The sequence below is a fragment of the Pseudomonas sp. ABa2 genome (assembly GCF_056676075.1).
Window position 1 is genome coordinate 2,713,634 of the sequence record NZ_CM155239.1, and the last position, 16,558, is coordinate 2,730,191.

At 64.1% G+C, this 16,558-nt stretch carries 12 protein-coding genes, 2 rRNA genes and 2 pseudogenes; 8 read left to right on the forward strand and 8 right to left on the reverse strand.

Annotated features, from left to right (window positions below; translation table 11 throughout):
- Positions 1-134 precede the first annotated feature (134 nt).
- Positions 135-1,721 carry an ABC-F family ATPase gene (locus tag AC1G9C_RS13205; protein ID WP_021445232.1) on the forward strand — a complete coding sequence of 529 codons (1,587 nt, stop codon included), beginning with the start codon at positions 135-137 and terminating at the stop codon, positions 1,719-1,721.
- A gap of 64 nt (positions 1,722-1,785) precedes the next feature.
- Here AC1G9C_RS13205 and AC1G9C_RS13210 read toward each other — a convergent pair whose 3' ends face one another.
- Positions 1,786-2,394: an FMN-dependent NADH-azoreductase gene (locus tag AC1G9C_RS13210; RefSeq protein ID WP_122110243.1), complete on the reverse strand. Its 609-nt coding sequence runs from the start codon at positions 2,392-2,394 to the stop codon at positions 1,786-1,788.
- A gap of 117 nt (positions 2,395-2,511) precedes the next feature.
- On the opposite strand from AC1G9C_RS13210, the gene AC1G9C_RS13215 reads away from it, so the two are divergent.
- Positions 2,512-3,414 (forward strand): LysR substrate-binding domain-containing protein, encoded by a 903-nt coding sequence (locus tag AC1G9C_RS13215; protein WP_480407790.1) that lies wholly within the window; start codon positions 2,512-2,514, stop codon positions 3,412-3,414.
- 124 nt (positions 3,415-3,538) lie between these two features.
- On the opposite strand, the gene AC1G9C_RS13220 is transcribed toward AC1G9C_RS13215, so the two are convergent.
- Complete coding sequence (locus AC1G9C_RS13220; RefSeq protein ID WP_122110242.1) at positions 3,539-4,858, reverse strand: Na+/H+ antiporter family protein; 1,320 nt, start codon at positions 4,856-4,858, stop codon at positions 3,539-3,541.
- A gap of 426 nt (positions 4,859-5,284) precedes the next feature.
- Between AC1G9C_RS13220 and AC1G9C_RS13225 the strand changes: the two are divergent.
- The 3 genes and pseudogenes from AC1G9C_RS13225 to AC1G9C_RS13235 form a co-directional block, all read left to right on the forward strand.
- A pseudogene (locus tag AC1G9C_RS13225) lies at positions 5,285-6,304 on the forward strand (methyl-accepting chemotaxis protein); the annotation flags it as partial.
- A 315-nt stretch (positions 6,305-6,619) separates the two neighbouring features.
- Positions 6,620-7,210: pseudogene (locus tag AC1G9C_RS13230) on the forward strand (methyl-accepting chemotaxis protein); the annotation flags it as partial.
- Between the two features lie 174 nt (positions 7,211-7,384).
- The gene (locus AC1G9C_RS13235; RefSeq protein WP_480407791.1) at positions 7,385-7,981 is read left to right on the forward strand and encodes an NADPH-dependent FMN reductase; all 597 of its coding nucleotides are present in this window, start codon (positions 7,385-7,387) and stop codon (positions 7,979-7,981) included.
- Between the two features lie 24 nt (positions 7,982-8,005).
- Here the strand turns inward: AC1G9C_RS13235 and AC1G9C_RS13240 are convergent, their stop codons facing one another.
- The 4 genes from AC1G9C_RS13240 to AC1G9C_RS13255 are packed head-to-tail and all read right to left on the reverse strand — an operon-like array spanning position 8,006 to position 10,606.
- Positions 8,006-9,319, reverse strand: coding sequence for a sensor histidine kinase (locus tag AC1G9C_RS13240; protein ID WP_480407792.1), 1,314 nt, complete (start codon positions 9,317-9,319; stop codon positions 8,006-8,008).
- Positions 9,316-9,984: a response regulator transcription factor gene (locus AC1G9C_RS13245; RefSeq protein ID WP_021444054.1), complete on the reverse strand. Its 669-nt coding sequence runs from the start codon at positions 9,982-9,984 to the stop codon at positions 9,316-9,318. Before AC1G9C_RS13245 ends, AC1G9C_RS13240 begins: the two co-directional genes overlap by 4 nt.
- Positions 9,984-10,298 (reverse strand): PepSY domain-containing protein, encoded by a 315-nt coding sequence (locus AC1G9C_RS13250; RefSeq protein ID WP_122110239.1) that lies wholly within the window; start codon positions 10,296-10,298, stop codon positions 9,984-9,986. The genes AC1G9C_RS13245 and AC1G9C_RS13250 overlap by 1 nt, the downstream gene beginning before the upstream one ends.
- Entirely contained in the window at positions 10,298-10,606 is a 309-nt protein-coding gene (locus tag AC1G9C_RS13255; RefSeq protein ID WP_021444056.1) for a PepSY domain-containing protein, read from the reverse strand. The genes AC1G9C_RS13250 and AC1G9C_RS13255 overlap by 1 nt, the downstream gene beginning before the upstream one ends.
- A 150-nt stretch (positions 10,607-10,756) precedes the next feature.
- Between AC1G9C_RS13255 and AC1G9C_RS13260 the strand changes: the two genes are divergently transcribed.
- From AC1G9C_RS13260 to queD, 3 genes are read left to right on the forward strand one after another with little or no spacing between them, the layout of a single operon-like run.
- On the forward strand, positions 10,757-11,836 hold the full coding sequence (locus tag AC1G9C_RS13260) for a patatin-like phospholipase domain-containing protein (RefSeq protein ID WP_480407793.1): 1,080 nt from the start codon (positions 10,757-10,759) through the stop codon (positions 11,834-11,836).
- 49 nt (positions 11,837-11,885) lie between these two features.
- A complete protein-coding gene (locus AC1G9C_RS13265) occupies positions 11,886-12,722 on the forward strand; it encodes a hypothetical protein (protein ID WP_480407794.1) in 837 nt (278 codons plus the stop codon).
- Positions 12,723-12,776: 54 nt separating this feature from the next.
- The gene (gene queD, locus AC1G9C_RS13270; protein WP_021444059.1) at positions 12,777-13,133 is read left to right on the forward strand and encodes a 6-carboxytetrahydropterin synthase QueD; all 357 of its coding nucleotides are present in this window, start codon (positions 12,777-12,779) and stop codon (positions 13,131-13,133) included.
- A gap of 218 nt (positions 13,134-13,351) precedes the next feature.
- Here queD and rrf read toward each other — a convergent pair.
- Positions 13,352-13,467, reverse strand: a 5S ribosomal RNA gene (rrf, locus tag AC1G9C_RS13275).
- Positions 13,468-13,637: 170 nt separating this feature from the next.
- A 23S ribosomal RNA gene (locus AC1G9C_RS13280) occupies positions 13,638-16,529 on the reverse strand.
- Positions 16,530-16,558 lie beyond the last annotated feature (29 nt).

Genomic DNA, 16,558 nt, shown 5'->3' on the forward strand with positions numbered 1-16,558 from the left:
ACCTATACCCAGCGGCTGAACTCGGCCTTCAACAGGAACGAGTTCGCCCAGCTGCCTGCCACAAGCGACGTGGCGGGCGCGGGTGCAGGAACCGGGAAAGGCGATTAACCACCGCAGCCCCGCAGGACAAGCAATTGATCTCCACCGCTAATATCACCATGCAGTTCGGCGCCAAGCCGCTGTTCGAGAACGTTTCCGTCAAGTTCGGCAACGGCAACCGCTACGGCCTGATCGGCGCCAACGGCTGCGGCAAGTCGACCTTCATGAAGATCCTCGGCGGCGATCTGGAGCCGTCCGGCGGCCAGGTGATGCTCGAACCCAATGTGCGCCTGGGCAAGCTGCGCCAGGACCAGTTCGCCTACGAAGAATTCAACGTGATCGACACGGTGATCATGGGCCACGAGGAGCTGTGGAAGGTCAAGGCCGAGCGCGACCGTATCTACTCGCTGGCGGAAATGAGCGAAGAAGACGGCATGAAGGTCGGCGAGCTGGAGGGCGAGTTCGCCGAGATGGACGGCTACACCGCCGAATCCCGCGCCGGCGAACTGCTGCTGGGCCTGGGGATTCCGCTGGAGCAGCACTTCGGCCCGATGAGCGAAGTGGCGCCGGGCTGGAAGCTGCGCGTGCTGCTGGCCCAGGCGCTGTTCTCCGATCCGGACGTGCTGCTGCTCGACGAGCCGACCAACCACCTGGATATCAACACCATCCGCTGGCTGGAAAACATCCTCACGGCGCGTAACAGCACCATGATCATCATTTCCCACGACCGCCACTTCCTCAACTCGGTCTGCACCCATATGGCCGACCTGGATTACGGCGAGCTGCGCCTGTTCCCCGGCAACTACGACGAGTACATGACCGCCGCGACCCAGTCGCGCGAACAGCTCTTGGCCGACAACGCCAAGAAGAAGGCGCAGATCGCCGAACTGCAGACCTTCGTCAGCCGTTTCTCGGCCAACGCCTCCAAGGCCAAGCAGGCCACTTCGCGCGCCAAGCAGATCGACAAGATCCAGCTGGCCGAGGTCAAGCCGTCCAGCCGGGTCAGCCCGTTCATCCGCTTCGAGCAGAACAAGAAGCTGCACCGCCAGGCCGTGACCATCGAGAAGGTCTCCAAGGCCTTCGACGACAAGGTGCTGTTCAAGAACTTCAGCTTCACCGTCGAAGCCGGCGAGCGCGTCGCCATCATCGGCCCCAACGGCATCGGCAAGACCACCCTGCTGCGCACCCTGGTCGGCGAAATGGCGCCGGATGCCGGCGCGGTGAAGTGGACGGAAAGCGCCGAGGTCGGCTACTACGCCCAGGATCACGCCCACGACTTCGAAGACGACGTCAGCCTGTTCGACTGGATGGGCCAGTGGACCACCGGCGAGCAGACCATCCGCGGCACCCTGGGGCGCATGCTGTTCTCCAACGACGAGATCCTCAAATCGGTCAAGGTCATCTCCGGCGGCGAACAGGGCCGCATGCTGTTCGGCAAGCTGATCCTGCAAAAGCCCAACGTGCTGGTGATGGACGAGCCGACCAACCACCTCGACATGGAATCGATCGAGGCGCTCAACCTGGCGCTGGAGAACTACCCCGGCACGCTGATCTTCGTCAGCCACGACCGCGAGTTCGTCGGCTCCCTGGCCACCCGCATCATCGAGCTGTCGGACAACGGCGTGACCGACTTCAGCGGCACCTACGACGACTACCTGCGCAGCCAGGGCGTGATCGTCTGATCCAGCGCTCCGCGCAGCAACGACAAAGCCCGCCGAAGCGGGCTTTGTCGTTTCAGCCTGCCGCTCAGGCGGTGGCGAACAGTTCGGCGATCCGCTGTGCGGCGCCGCTCAGCGCCGCGGCACGCGGCTCCTCGCCATAGGCCAGGCCTTCGGCACGGACGATCTCGATGTCATCGATACCGAGGAAGTTCAGCACCCGCACCAGGTAGTCCTCGTGTGCCTGGCCCGAGGGTTGACCGGCATGGATGCCGCCGGCGCTCGAGGCAATCACCACCGTCTTGCCGCCCGCCAGCCCGACCGGGCCGTTCTCGCCGTAGCTGAAGGTCTTGCCGGCGATCGCGACGCGGTCGATCCAGGCCTTGAGCTGGCTCGGAATCGCGAAGTTGTACATCGGCGCACCGATGACGATGGCGTCGGCGGCGAGGAACTCCTCCAGGGTGCGCTCGGCCAGTTCGGTCTCGTGGCGCTGGGCGGCGTCACGCAGCTCGGCCGGGGTACCGGCTGCCACCAGGCTGGCGGCGGACAGATGGCTGAGCGCGTCGCTGGCCAGATCGCGGTAGCTGACCTGAGTACCAGGCACCGCCGCCGTCCAGGCCTCGACCACGGCTCGGCTGAGCTGGCGGGAGGCAGAGGACTCACCGAGGATGCTTGAATCGAGGTGCAACAGTTTCATAGGGCTCTCCAAATGGGCGCGCGTTCGCGACGAGATGGCAGAGATGCTATTCATGGAACCAATGCAGGATAAGACCGAAAAAATGCGATAGTTCGTCCCACTCATAGGACGATGACCATGCAAGACCTCAACGATCTGTTCTACTTCGCCAAGGTGGTGGAAGCCGGTGGCTTCGCCGCGGCCGGCCGCGCCCTGGGCATTCCCAAGTCGCGTCTGTCGCGGCGCATCGCCGAGCTGGAGAACCGCCTGGGCGCCCGCTTGCTGCAACGAACCACGCGCAAGCTGGTGCTGACCGATATCGGCGAACGTTACCTGCGCCACTGCCAGGCCATGTTGCTGGAGGCCGAACAGGCCGAGGAGACGGTAGCCAGCCTGACCAGCGAACCGCGCGGCCGAGTGCGCTTTTCCACCCCCAGCGGGCTGGCCCTGCTGTCCGGGCTGATCAACGACTTCCTCATCCGCTACCCCAAGGTGCAGCTGGAAATCCTGCAGACCAGCCGCCGCGTCGACCTGTTCAATGAAGCCGTGGACGTGGCGCTGCGGGTACGCAACCTCGACGACGAGGAGCCGGGGCTGATCACCCGCCGCCTGGTGCCGGCACGCGCCCACGTGGTGGCGCGCCCCGATCTGCTCTGCGGCGCGCGCATCGAGCACCCCAGAGACCTGCAACGCCTGCCGGCGCTCGGCGCCCTCGGCGCCGATCGGCGCATCCATCTGCGCTTTCACCACAACACCACGCAGGAGGCCCACGAAGTCGCGCTGGAAGCCAGGCTGGGCATCGACGACTTCGCCGTTCGCAAGCAGGCAGCCCTGGCCGGCCTGGGCATCACCCTGCTGCCCACCACCTTCTGCCACGAAGAGCTGGCCGACGGTCGTCTGCTGGCGCTACTGCCGGCCTGGAGCGTGCCCCAGGGCCACGTGCAGCTGGCCTACAGCCACCGGCGCGGCCTGTCGCCCGCGGTGCGCGCCTGGATCGAGCACCTGAGCGAGGCGATCAAACACTGGGACTTTCCGCTCTGACTCAGATATGCGACCGACGCCCGCGGTGGTGGCCTGAACGAAAACGGGGCTACCGATGTACCGGCAGCCCCGTGCAGGAATCAAGCGACCCGTGGCGCCGGACACTTGAGCCGGCGCGGACTCGTCACAGCAGCATGGCGGCGGCCCAACCGAACGCCAGCAGCGGCAGGTTGTAATGCAGGAAGGTGGGCACCACGCTGTCCCAGATATGGTTGTGCTGACCGTCGACGTTGAGCCCGGCGGTCGGGCCGAGGGTCGAGTCGGAGGCCGGCGAGCCGGCATCGCCGAGGGCGCCGGCGGTGCCGACGATGCAGACGATGGCCAGCGGGCTGAAGCCCAGCTGCACGCCCAGCGGCACGAAGATCGCCGCGATGATCGGAATGGTGGAGAAGGACGAGCCGATGCCCATGGTCACCAGCAGGCCGACCAGCAGCATCAGCAGCGCGCCGATCGCCTTGTCGTGGCCGATCAGCGCGGCGGCGCCGTCGACCAGGGTCTTGACCTCGCCGGTGGCCTTCATCACCTCGGCGAAACCGGCGGCGGCGATCATGATGAAGCCGATCATCGCCATCATCTTCATGCCCTCGGTGAACAGCCCGTCGGCCTCCTTCCAGCGCACCACGCCGGACACCGAGAAGATCACGAAGCCGGCCAGGGCGCCGATGATCATCGAGTCCAGCCACAGCTGCACGACGAACGCCGCGGCGATGGCCACGCCGGCCACCAGCAGGCTCAGCGGGTTGTACTGCACGTCGACGCGCTCGGCCTGCTCGATCTTCGCCAGGTCGTAGACGCGCTTGCCGCGGTAGCTGAAGAACACCGCCACGAGAAGGCCGAAGAGCATGCCCAGCGCCGGAATGGCCATGGCCTGGGTGATGTTCACGCCGCTGACGTCCACCCCGGACTTGGCCACGTTGGCCAGCAGGATGTCGTTGAGGAAGATGCCGCCGAAGCCCACCGGCAGGAACATGTAGGGGGTGATCAGGCCGAAGGTCAGCACGCAGGCGATCAGGCGGCGGTCGAGCTGCAGCTTGCTCAGCACGTAGAGCAGCGGCGGCACCAGCAGCGGGATGAAGGCGATATGGATCGGCAGGATGTTCTGCGAGGAAATCGCCACCGCCAGCAGCAGCGCGATCAGCAACCACTTGAGCAGGCCGCCACCGGCCGCGTCCTGCTGGCCGACCAACGCCAGCGCCTTGTCCGCCAGGGCATGGGCCAGGCCGGACTTGGCGATGGCCACGGCGAAGGCGCCGAGCAGCGCATAGGACAGCGCCACCGTGGCGCCGCCGCCGAGGCCCTGGTTGAAGGCGCTCAGCGTGCCCTCCACGCCCAGGCCGCCGAGCAGGCCGCCGGCCAGCGCGCCGATGATCAGCGCCACCACCACGTGCACCCGGCACAGGCTGAGGATCAGCATGATGCCGACCGCCGCTATTACTGCGTTCATAAACCGCTCCACCTACAGAAATGCCGGCGCGGGCGCCGGGCCGAAAAAAGCCGCGTACTCTGCCGCATGCGGCCACGGCTGTCAAAAACGCCGGCGTTCAGAATTTCGAGCGAAACGTGCATAATCCCGATCCCGCACGCGCGCCGATCAAGAAAGCCGCCGGCGTACCGATAACCAGCCGTAGTCCATCGAAGAAAGGAACGCCCCATGCTGTTCAGCCGTCTTTCGATCCAATGGAAGATCACCCTGCTCGCCGGCCTCTGTCTGCTCGCCATCGTCACCCTGCTGGTGGGCGCCTCGCAGTACCAGTCCAGCCGCAGCGCCGGCCTGGTGCGCGAGGCCTCGTACGGCATGCTGGAGGAAAGCGCCAAGCTGCGCCTGCAGGCGCGCGGCGAGCTGCAGGCGATCCGCATTCAGCGCTACTTCATGGACGCCTACCAGTACGGCAAGGGCTTCTCGCGGCAGATCCTGTTCCTCCGCGAACAGGCGGAAAAGCGCTTTCTCGATGCCTTCGATCTGCGCGAGGACCTGACCCGCCAGGTGCGCACCAGCCTGGAGGCCAACCCCGCGCTGCTCGGTCTGTACCTGGTGTTCGAGCCCAACGCGCTGGACGGCAAGGACGAACTCTTCGCCGACCAGGCCGAACTGGGCAGCAACGACGCCGGGCGCTTCTCGCTGTACTGGGCGCAGCCCACCCCCGGCACGCTGGAATCCGAGTCGATGCCCGAGGAAATGCTCGCCGACGCCACGCCCGGCGCCAACGGCGTGCCCTACAACGCCTGGTACACCTGCCCGCGCGACACTCGCCAGGCCTGCGTGCTGGAGCCTTACTACGACGAGGTCGGCGGCCAGCAGACGCTGATGACCAGCATCGCCTTCCCGCTGGAGCTGGACGGCAAGGTGATCGGCGTGATGGGCGTCGACATCAGCCTGGCCAGCCTGCAGCAGATCAGCCAGGAGGCCAATCGCGAGCTCTACGATGGCCAGGGCCACATCAGCATCTTCAGCCCCGCCGCCCTGCTCGCCGGCCACAGCCGCGACGGCGCGCTGCTCAGCCAGGCGGTGGACAAGGCCTACGGCGAGCATGCCGGCGAGCTGCGCAGCCTGATCCAGGCCGGCAGCGCCGCGGAGCTGGACCACGGCGAGATGTTGCGGGTGCTCAGCCCGTTCCAGCCGATCCCCGAGGCCAAGCCCTGGAGCGTGCTGGTGGAGGTGCCGGAGCAGGTGCTGCTGGCACGCGCCATCGAGCTCGGCCAGCAGCTCGACCAGCGCCGCGCCGGCGACAGCCTGCAGGCGCTGCTGCTCGGCCTGCTGGCGGTGCTCGCCGGCCTGCTGCTGATGTGGCTGACCGCCCGCGGCGTGACCCGACCGATTCTCGGCGTGGCCGCCATGCTCAAGGACATCGCCAGCGGCGAAGGCGACCTCACCCGCCGCCTGCACTATGCCAAGCAGGACGAACTGGGCGAGCTGGCCGGCTGGTTCAACCGCTTCCTCGACAAGCTGCAGCCGATCATCGCCGACGTCAAAAGCAGCGTGCTCGACGCCCGCGGCACCGCCGACCAGTCCGCCGCCATCGCCAGCCAGACCAGTGCCGGCATGCAGCAGCAATACCGCGAGGTGGATCAGGTGGCCACCGCCTTCCAGGAAATGAGCGCCACCGCCCAGGACGTCGCGCACAACGCCGCCCAGGCCGCCGAGGCCGCGCGTAACGCCGACCAGGCCAGCCGCGAGGGCCTGCAGGTGATCGACAAGACCACCAACACCATCGAGCTGCTGGCCAACGAGATGAACGTGGCCATGCAGGAGGTCGAAGGCCTGGCCAGCAGCAGCGAGCAGATCGGCTCGGTGCTCGAGGTGATCCGCTCCATCGCCGAGCAGACCAACCTGCTGGCGCTCAACGCCGCCATCGAGGCCGCCCGCGCCGGCGAGGCCGGGCGCGGTTTCGCCGTGGTCGCCGACGAAGTGCGCAACCTGGCCAAGCGCACCCAGGACTCGGTGGAGGAAATCCGCCAGGTGATCGAGGGCCTGCAGAATGGCACTCGCGAAGTGGTCAGCACCATGCACAGCAGCCATCGCCAGGCCCAGGGCAGCGTCGAACAGGTGCAGCAGGCGGTGGCGGCGCTGCAGCGCATCGGCCAGGCGGTCGGCCTGATCACCGACATGAACCTGCAGATCGCCAGCGCCGCCGAGGAGCAGAGCTCGGTGGCCGAGGAGATCAACCGCAACGTCGCCTCGATCCGCGACGTCACCGAGGCCATCAGCAGCCAGGCCGCGGAATCGGCGCAGGTCAGCCAGAACCTCAATCGCCTGGCCAACCAGCAGCAGGGCCTGATGGACCAGTTCCGCGTGTGACGCGAAACGGCCGTCATTCTGGCGGCCGCTCCCTTGCTGCGCAGGCAGGCAATGGCCTAGCCTGCGCGTTCTTTTGCGCTATGCCGCCGCCAATCGTGCGCACCTGCAGGTGCGGATTTATTCGCGCCGCGCGCGGTACATCGCCTCATCCATGCTTCTCAAGGGGGAAACAGCATGCTCAATATCGCCTTAGTCGCCGGCTCCAGCCGCAACAACAGCCAGTCGGGCAAGGTCGCGCGCTTTCTGCGCCAGCGCTTGATCGAACTGGAGCAGACCACGCCGGAGAGCAGTAACGTCATCGACCTGGGCCTGGCCCCGCTGCCGTTGTGGCCGGCTGAAGACAGCGGCCCCTGGGAGCTGTACCGGCAACAACTGGCCGCCGCCGACGCGGTGGTGATCCTCGCCCCGGAGTGGAACGGCATGGCCTGCCCGGCGATCAAGAACTTCTTCATCTACGCCAGCAAGGCCGAACTGGCGCACAAGCCGGGGCTGCTGGTGGGTGTGTCCTCCGGGGTCGGCGGCGCCTACCCGATCAGTGAGCTGCGCGCCTCCAGCTACAAGAACTGCCGCCTGTGCTACCTGCCGGAGCACCTGATCGTGCGCCAGGTGGAGAAGGTGTTGAACGGCCCGCAGGCGGCGGACGAGGCCGATGAGCGCATCCGCGCGCGCATCGACTACGCCCTCGACGTCCTGGTGCGCTACGCCCGCGCCCTGCAACCGGTACGCGAGGCCATCGGTTTCGACAACCCGGTCTTTGCCAACGGCATGTGATGCTCTGACTGAATGCAGGCGGGCTCAGCGCCGCGGCAGACTGATCGCCACCCGCAGCCCGCCCAGCGGGCTGTCCTGCAGCTCGATGCGGCCATCCCAGGCCTCGACTATGTCGCGCACTATGCCCAGGCCCAGGCCGTGCCCGGCGACCTGCTCGTCCAGGCGGGTGCCACGGCCGAGCACCGCCTCGCGCCGCTCGGCGTCGATGCCCGGGCCGTCGTCGTCGACGCACAGCAGATAGCCCGCGGCGCCCTCTTCGATCGACAACCGTACCCGCCGTTCGGCCCATTTGCAGGCGTTGTCCAGCAGGTTGCCGAGCAGCTCCAGCAGGTCCTCGCGATCACGCGGCAGCACCAGCCCCGCGGGCGCCTGCCAATCCAGGTCGAGGCCGCGGTCGTGGATCATCGCCAGGGTAGCGAACAAACCAGGCAGCTCCTGCACACAGTCGAAACGCGCCCCCGGCAGCGCCTCGCCGGCCAGACGGGCGCGGCCGAGCTCGCGGCTCAGGCGTTGTTCGATCTGCGTCAGTTGCTCGCGCAGGCTGGCGCGCAACGCCGGGTACGCCGCCAGTTCGTCGCGTCCGGCCAGGCTGATCAGCACCGCCAGCGGCGTCTTCAGCGCATGACCGAGGTTGCCCAGGGCGTTGCGCGAGCGTTTCAGGGTGTCTTCGGTATGGGCCAGCAGGTGGTTGATCTGCGCCACCAGCGGCTCCAGCTCCTCCGGCACCTCGGCGTCCAGCTCGCTGCGCTGGCCCTGCTGCAACTGGGCGATCTGCCGGCGCACCTGCTCCAGCGGGCGCAGCGCGCGGCGCACAGTGTAGCGCTGGGCGATCAGGATCAGCAGCAGCGCCGCGCCGCCCATGCCCAGGCCCAGCCACTGCATGCGCCGAAAGCTCTGCAGCACCGGCTCGTAGTCCTGCGCCACGCTGATCGACAGCGCCTCGCCGTAACGCCGGTAATCGGCGCGGTAGACCAGCAGGCGCTGGCCCTGCGGACCGTCGCCGAGTTCGGCCTGCATGCCCGAGCCTTGCGGCTTGAGCAGTTCGCGGTCCCATAACGAGCGCGAACGCCAGCTGCGGTCGGCAAAGTCGATACGAAAGTAATGCCCGGAAAACTGCCGCTGAAACGACGGATCGAGGCGCCGCTCGTCCAGTTGCAAGCCGGCCGGGCCACGCACCAGGGCGGCGAGCAGGCCCTGCGCCTCGTCGCGCAGATCCTCCTCCAGGTAGGCGCGCAAGCCACGGTCGAACACCCAGAGGCTGGCCTGAGCCAGCACCAGGCCCACCAGCAGCAGGGCGCCGGCCAGGCCGAGGCTGAGCCGGCGCTGGATCGACCTCAACCCTGCTCCCCAGTGAAACGGTAGCCCTGGCCGCGGCGCGTCTCGATCACGTTGCGCCCCAGCTTGCCGCGCAGGCGGTTGACGTGCACCTCGATGACGTTGGAATCGCGCTCGGTCTCGCCGTCATACAGGTGATCGGCCAGGTGGCTCTTGGACAGGATCTGCCCCGGATGCAGCATGAAGTAACGCAGCAGACGGAACTCGGCGGCGGTCAAGTCGACGGCCTCGCCGCCGACCGTGACGCACTGGCGGCTCTCGTCCAGTTGCAGGCCGGCGGCCTCCAGTTGCGGCTGGTTGGCCAGGCCATGGGCACGACGCAGCAGCGCCTGGATACGCAGGGCCAATTCCTCAGGATGAAAAGGTTTAGTCAGATAGTCGTCGGCACCGGCCTTGAGGCCTTCGATGCGCTCGGCCCAGGAGCCGCGCGCAGTCAGTACCAGCACCGGCGTGGCCAGGCCGCCGGCACGCCACTGCTGCAACACCTCCAGACCCGGTTTGCCCGGCAGACCGAGGTCGAGAATGATCAGGTCGTAGGGCTCGCTGGCGCCCTGGTAGGCGGCGTCGCGGCCGTCGGCCAGCCAATCCACGGCATAACCCTGGCGACTGAGGCTGGCCGTCAGCTCGTCGGCCAGCGGCACATGATCTTCCACCAGCAACAGGCGCATCAGTCGTCTTCCTCGTCCTTCAGAATGTTGCCGTCGCGGGCATCCAGCTCCAGCTCGCGTACCACGCCCTGGGTGGTGAGGATTTCCACCTCGTAGACCAGCACGCCGTCTTCCTCTTCCAGCTCCGCCTCCAGCAGGGTGGCGCCCGGATACTGCTGCTCCAGGCGCTGCATCAGCTGCTCGAAGGGCATGATCACACCTTCCCGACGCAGGCGCAGGGCCTCGTCCTGATCGAGATCGCGGGCCACGCCCGGGGCGGCGGCGAGGCTGGCGGCCAGGAGCAACAAAAATGCCGTGGTGCTGCGCAAGCTCATCAATCGTCCTGATGGTTCTTGAGAATTTCGCCGGTGCTGGCATCCAGTTCCAGATCCCACTGCACGCCTTGCGGATCGCGCAGTTCGATCTGGTAAATGTAGCGACCGTATTCGTCCTCCAGCTCGGTCTCCTCGATGCGCGAGCCCGGGTGCTGGGCCAACGCGGCCTGGTTGAGCAGCTCGAAGGATTTGATGGTGCCGGCGTCGCGCAAGCGCAGCGCTTCGTCCGGGCCCAGGTCGCGAGCATGGGCAATGAGGCTGGCACTGGCAAGTGCAGCGATGGCCAGCAGGCGGGTCAACAGGTTCATGGAGCATCCTCCGGAAAGTGATTCGATGCCTGCCACTCTAGGCCCGTGCACTTAATTCAAGCTGAATTGCCGGCGTCATTCAGCCGCTGAAGTCACTTGGCCTGCGCGTCCATGGCCCTATAATCGCCTGCTTGCGTGACGGAGGCAGCGATGAGCGCGATCCATATCAAGTCCCCTGCCCTGACCCTCAGGGCAGGCCCCAGAGCCCTGACGCGGATTCGCCAGCACGGCCTGAGCCCGGCGGATGTCGGCATCCTGCCCGGCGCCGCGGGCGGGCCCAAGGGCCTCGGCATCCAGGGCCTGGATCTGGCCCTGTTCGGCGACTGGCTGCCGCGCGCGCCGCGCGAACGCGCGTTGATCGGCGCCTCCATCGGTTCCTGGCGTTTCGCCAGCGCCTGCCTGCCGGACGCCGCCGCCGGCATCCGCCGCCTCGGCGAACTCTACACCGCCCAGCGCTTCGCCAAGGGCGTGAGCATGGCCGAGGTGTCCGACAGTTGCCGCCAGATGCTGCACGAGCTGCTCGCCGACCAGGACGCGGCCATAGTCGCCAACCCGTACCATCGCCTGCATATCGTGGTGGTGAAGAGCCACGGCCTGCTGCAGCACGACCACCGCGGCAAGCTGAGCCTCGGGCTGTCTTCGGTGATCGGCAACAACCTGCTGGCGCGCCAACGTCTGGCGCGTCACTTCGACCGGGTGATCCTGCACGACGCCCGCCAGTTGCCGCCACTGGCGCAACTGCGCGACTTCCGCTCGCACTTTCACGCCCTCACCGCGGAGAACCTCCGCCACGCCCTGCTGGCGTCCGGCTCGATCCCCATGGTGATGGAAGCGATCCGCGAGATTCCCGGGCTGGAGCCCGGCGCCTACCGCGACGGCGGCCTGCTCGACTATCACCTCGACCTGCCCTACAGCGGCGAGGACATCGTGCTTTACCCGCACTTCACCGACCGGGTAATCCCCGGCTGGTTCGACAAGAGCATGCCCTGGCGCCGCGGCGACCGCACTCGCCTGCAGGACGTGCTGCTGCTCGCGCCATCACGCGAGTACCTGGCACGCCTGCCCCACGGCAAGCTGCCCGACCGCAGCGACTTCAAACGCTACCTGGGTGACGACGCCGGCCGTGAACGCTACTGGCGCCAGGCGATGGCGGAAAGCGTGCGACTCGGCGACGAATTCCTCGAACTGGTCGACAGCGGGCGCCTGGGCGAACGCCTGCTGCCCTTGTGATGGACGCGGCCAGCGCCGATGGTTAGGCTGCTGCAATCAGGGAGGATGCATGAAGCTGGCAGTCGCAATCATCCACGGCATCGGCAACCAGCCCGACAGCCGCGACCACGAGGGACAACACCAGTTCGCCCAGGGTTTGATCCGCGGTTTGCGCCGCCAGTTGGGCGACGACGCCCAGCAGGTGGCGTTCCAGACCCTGTACTGGGCCAGCGTGCTGGATAAACGCGAACACGCCTTCCTCGCCCGCCTCGAGCGCGAACCCGTGCGCTGGCGCTGGTTACGCCGCATCGTCACCCTGTTTCTCGGCGACGCCGCCGGCTACCGCAAGGTCAGCGAGGCCTACGACACCACCTACCAGGAAGTGCACCAGTGCCTGCGCAACGGCCTCAATGCCCTGCGCGCCCAGGTCGATCCACAGACCCCGCTGCTGGTGCTGACTCACTCCCTGGGCGGGCACATCTTCTCCAACTTCGCCTGGGACCAGCAGAAACTCAACGCTACCCCCAGTTGCCCGCACGACCCCTTCCTGGCCTTGGAAACCCTGGCCGGCATCGTCACCTTCGGCTGCAACATCCCGTTGTTCACCTTTGCCTACGACCCGGTGCTGCCAATCCGCTTTCCCGGCCACTGCCTGAGCGACGCGGTGCGTCAGCAGGCCCGCTGGTTGAACGTCTACGCACCGGCCGACCCACTCGGCTACCCGCTGCGCGCAATCCCCGCCTACGCCGCCCTGGTGCACGAAGATCGCGCCCTGCCCGTCGGCCCCTGGTACAAACGCCATACACCACTGAGCCATATGGCCTACTGGCACGATCGGCGCTTCCACCGTTACCTGACGCAGCAGATCCGCCGACTGCTGAACGCCCAGGCGCCTGGGCAGACCTGATAAACTGCGCGGCTCAGGGCCTGATCGACGGCCATCTCACGCGAGCGCTGTACTGTGGAATTGTTCAAAGAGTTCATCTTCGAGGCGGCCCACCGCCTGCCCCATGTGCCGGAAGGCCACAAATGCGGTCGTCTGCACGGCCACTCCTTCCGCGTCGCCCTGCATATCGAAGGCGAGGTCGACCCCTATACCGGCTGGATTCGCGACTTCTCCGAGATCAAGGCAATCTTCAAGCCGATCTACGAGCAACTCGACCACAACTACCTGAACGACATCCCCGGCCTGGAAAACCCCACCAGCGAAGTGCTGGCTAAGTGGATCTGGCAACAGGTCAAACCCCTGCTCCCGGAACTGTCGCGCGTGCGCATCCACGAGACCTGTACCAGCGGCTGCGAATACCGCGGCGACTGAGTCATAGAGCAGAAACGACAAGGCCACCTTCGAGGTGGCCTTTTTTTGGCTATGCAATAGGTAATCGTTGCCCCCTGCAGGAGTACCTTTAGCCAGCCCGATAGCCTTAGGATGCCCCGCACGCACCGGGCCGTTAGCTGCGCCAGCGCTGTTCCAGGTTTTCCCGGCACAAAGAAGAAACCCCAGACCGCGTTGGCGATCTGGGGTTTCGTATAGGAGCTTGACGATGACCTACTCTCACATGGGGAAGCCCCACACTACCATCGGCGATGCGTCGTTTCACTGCTGAGTTCGGGATGGGATCAGGTGGTTCCAACGCTCTATGGTCGTCAAGCAATTTGTTGCTGTCGCGGGGTTAGCCGTTACAGCGAATTGGGTATGTGACAGTCGTTTGGCTTGGCCCTTGGGCCTGTAGCTCTCGTGCAAATCTTCGGCATTCAGTCGACTTCACCATCGACACCCTCTGTCGCAGGCTCATGCCCTTGCAGATTGTTTGGGTGTTATATGGTCAAGCCTCACGGGCAATTAGTATGGGTTAGCTCAACGCCTCACAGCGCTTACACACCCCACCTATCAACGTCGTAGTCTTCGACGGCCCTTCAGGGAGCTCAAGGCTCCAGTGAGATCTCATCTTGAGGCAAGTTTCCCGCTTAGATGCTTTCAGCGGTTATCTTTTCCGAACATAGCTACCCGGCAATGCCACTGGCGTGACAACCGGAACACCAGAGGTTCGTCCAACCCGGTCCTCTCGTACTAAGGTCAGCCCCTCTCAAATCTCAAACGTCCACGGCAGATAGGGACCGAACTGTCTCACGACGTTCTAAACCCAGCTCGCGTACCACTTTAAATGGCGAACAGCCATACCCTTGGGACCGGCTTCAGCCCCAGGATGTGATGAGCCGACATCGAGGTGCCAAACACCGCCGTCGATATGAACTCTTGGGCGGTATCAGCCTGTTATCCCCGGAGTACCTTTTATCCGTTGAGCGATGGCCCTTCCATACAGAACCACCGGATCACTAAGACCTACTTTCGTACCTGCTCGACGTGTCTGTCTCGCAGTCAAGCGCGCTTTTGCCTTTATACTCTACGACCGATTTCCGACCGGTCTGAGCGCACCTTCGTACTCCTCCGTTACTCTTTGGGAGGAGACCGCCCCAGTCAAACTACCCACCATACACTGTCCTCGATCCGGATAACGGACCAGAGTTAGAACCTCAAGGTTGCCAGGGTGGTATTTCAAGGATGGCTCCATGAGAACTGGCGTCCCCACTTCAAAGCCTCCCACCTATCCTACACAAGCAAGCTCAAAGTCCAGTGCAAAGCTATAGTAAAGGTTCACGGGGTCTTTCCGTCTAGCCGCGGATACACTGCATCTTCACAGCGATTTCAATTTCACTGAGTCTCGGGTGGAGACAGCGCCGCCATCGTTACGCCATTCGTGCAGGTCGGAACTTACCCGACAAGGAATTTCGCTACCTTAGGACCGTTATAGTTACGGCCGCCGTTTACCGGGGCTTCGATCAAGAGCTTCGCTTGCGCTAACCCCATCAATTAACCTTCCGGCACCGGGCAGGCGTCACACCCTATACGTCCACTTTCGTGTTTGCAGAGTGCTGTGTTTTTAATAAACAGTCGCAGCGGCCTGGTATCTTCGACCGGCATGGGCTTACGCAGTAAATGCTTCACCCTCACCGGCGCACCTTCTCCCGAAGTTACGGTGCCATTTTGCCTAGTTCCTTCACCCGAGTTCTCTCAAGCGCCTTGGTATTCTCTACCTAACCACCTGTGTCGGTTTGGGGTACGGTTCCTAGTTACCTGAAGCTTAGAAGCTTTTCCTGGAAGCATGGCATCAACCACTTCGCATTCTAAAAGAACGCTCGTCATCAGCTCTCGGCCTTGATCTCCCGGATTTACCTAAGAAACCAGCCTACCACCTTAAACACGGACAACCAACGCCGTGCTGGCCTAGCCTTCTCCGTCCCTCCATCGCAGTAACTAGAAGTACGGGAATATTAACCCGTTTCCCATCGACTACGCATTTCTGCCTCGCCTTAGGGGCCGACTAACCCTGCGTCGATTAACGTTGCGCAGGAAACCTTGGTCTTTCGGCGTGCGAGTTTTTCACTCGCATTGTCGTTACTCATGTCAGCATTCGCACTTCTGATACCTCCAGCAAGCTTCTCAACTCACCTTCACAGGCTTACAGAACGCTCCTCTACCGCTCATCCTAAGATGAACCCGTAGCTTCGGTGTATGGTTTGAGCCCCGTTACATCTTCCGCGCAGGCCGACTCGACTAGTGAGCTATTACGCTTTCTTTAAAGGGTGGCTGCTTCTAAGCCAACCTCCTAGCTGTCTAAGCCTTCCCACATCGTTTCCCACTTAACCATAACTTTGGGACCTTAGCTGACGGTCTGGGTTGTTTCCCTTTTCACGACGGACGTTAGCACCCGCCGTGTGTCTCCCGTGCTGACACTTGCCGGTATTCGGAGTTTGCATCGGTTTGGTAAGTCGGGATGACCCCCTAGCCGAAACAGTGCTCTACCCCCAGCAGTGATACACGAGGCGCTACCTAAATAGCTTTCGAGGAGAACCAGCTATCTCCGAGCTTGATTAGCCTTTCACTCCGATCCACAGGTCATCCGCTAACTTTTCAACGGTAGTCGGTTCGGTCCTCCAGTCAGTGTTACCTAACCTTCAACCTGCCCATGGATAGATCGCCCGGTTTCGGGTCTATACCCAGCGACTAAAGCGCCCTATTAAGACTCGCTTTCGCTACGCCTCCCCTATTCGGTTAAGCTCGCCACTGAATATAAGTCGCTGACCCATTATACAAAAGGTACGCAGTCACCCAACAAAGTGGGCTCCCACTGCTTGTACGCATACGGTTTCAGGTTCTATTTCACTCCCCTCTCCGGGGTTCTTTTCGCCTTTCCCTCACGGTACTGGTTCACTATCGGTCAGTCAGTAGTATTTAGCCTTGGAGGATGGTCCCCCCATATTCAGACAAGGTTTCTCGTGCCCCGTCCTACTCGATTTCATTGACAAGAGAGTTTCGCGTACAGGGCTATCACCCACTATGGCCGCACTTTCCAGAGCGTTCCGCTACTCTCAAATCAACTTAAGGGCTAGTCCCCGTTCGCTCGCCACTACTTAGGGAATCTCGGTTGATTTCTTTTCCTCAGGGTACTTAGATGTTTCAGTTCCCCTGGTTCGCCTCACACACCTATGTATTCAGTGTGTGATACCCAGCTTATGCTGGGTGGGTTCCCCCATTCAGAGATCTCCGGATCAAAGTCTGTTTGCCGACTCCCCGAAGCTTTTCGCAGGCTACCACGTCTTTCATCGCCTCTGACTGCCAAGGCATCCACCGTATGCGCTTCTTCACTTGACCATATAACCCCAAGCAATCTGGTTACGATC

What these genes read in the sequence shown, in the direction of transcription:
- AC1G9C_RS13210 (WP_122110243.1), bottom strand. Translation starts at nt 2,394, where the DNA reads ATGAAACTGTTGCACCTCGATTCAAGCATCCTCGGTGAGTCCTCTGCC.
- AC1G9C_RS13215 (WP_480407790.1), top strand. Translation starts at nt 2,512, where the DNA reads ATGCAAGACCTCAACGATCTGTTCTACTTCGCCAAGGTGGTGGAAGCC.
- AC1G9C_RS13220 (WP_122110242.1), bottom strand. Translation starts at nt 4,858, where the DNA reads ATGAACGCAGTAATAGCGGCGGTCGGCATCATGCTGATCCTCAGCCTG.
- AC1G9C_RS13235 (WP_480407791.1), top strand. Translation starts at nt 7,385, where the DNA reads ATGCTCAATATCGCCTTAGTCGCCGGCTCCAGCCGCAACAACAGCCAG.
- AC1G9C_RS13245 (WP_021444054.1), bottom strand. Translation starts at nt 9,984, where the DNA reads ATGCGCCTGTTGCTGGTGGAAGATCATGTGCCGCTGGCCGACGAGCTG.
- AC1G9C_RS13250 (WP_122110239.1), bottom strand. Translation starts at nt 10,298, where the DNA reads ATGAGCTTGCGCAGCACCACGGCATTTTTGTTGCTCCTGGCCGCCAGC.
- AC1G9C_RS13255 (WP_021444056.1), bottom strand. Translation starts at nt 10,606, where the DNA reads ATGAACCTGTTGACCCGCCTGCTGGCCATCGCTGCACTTGCCAGTGCC.
- AC1G9C_RS13260 (WP_480407793.1), top strand. Translation starts at nt 10,757, where the DNA reads ATGAGCGCGATCCATATCAAGTCCCCTGCCCTGACCCTCAGGGCAGGC.
- AC1G9C_RS13265 (WP_480407794.1), top strand. Translation starts at nt 11,886, where the DNA reads ATGAAGCTGGCAGTCGCAATCATCCACGGCATCGGCAACCAGCCCGAC.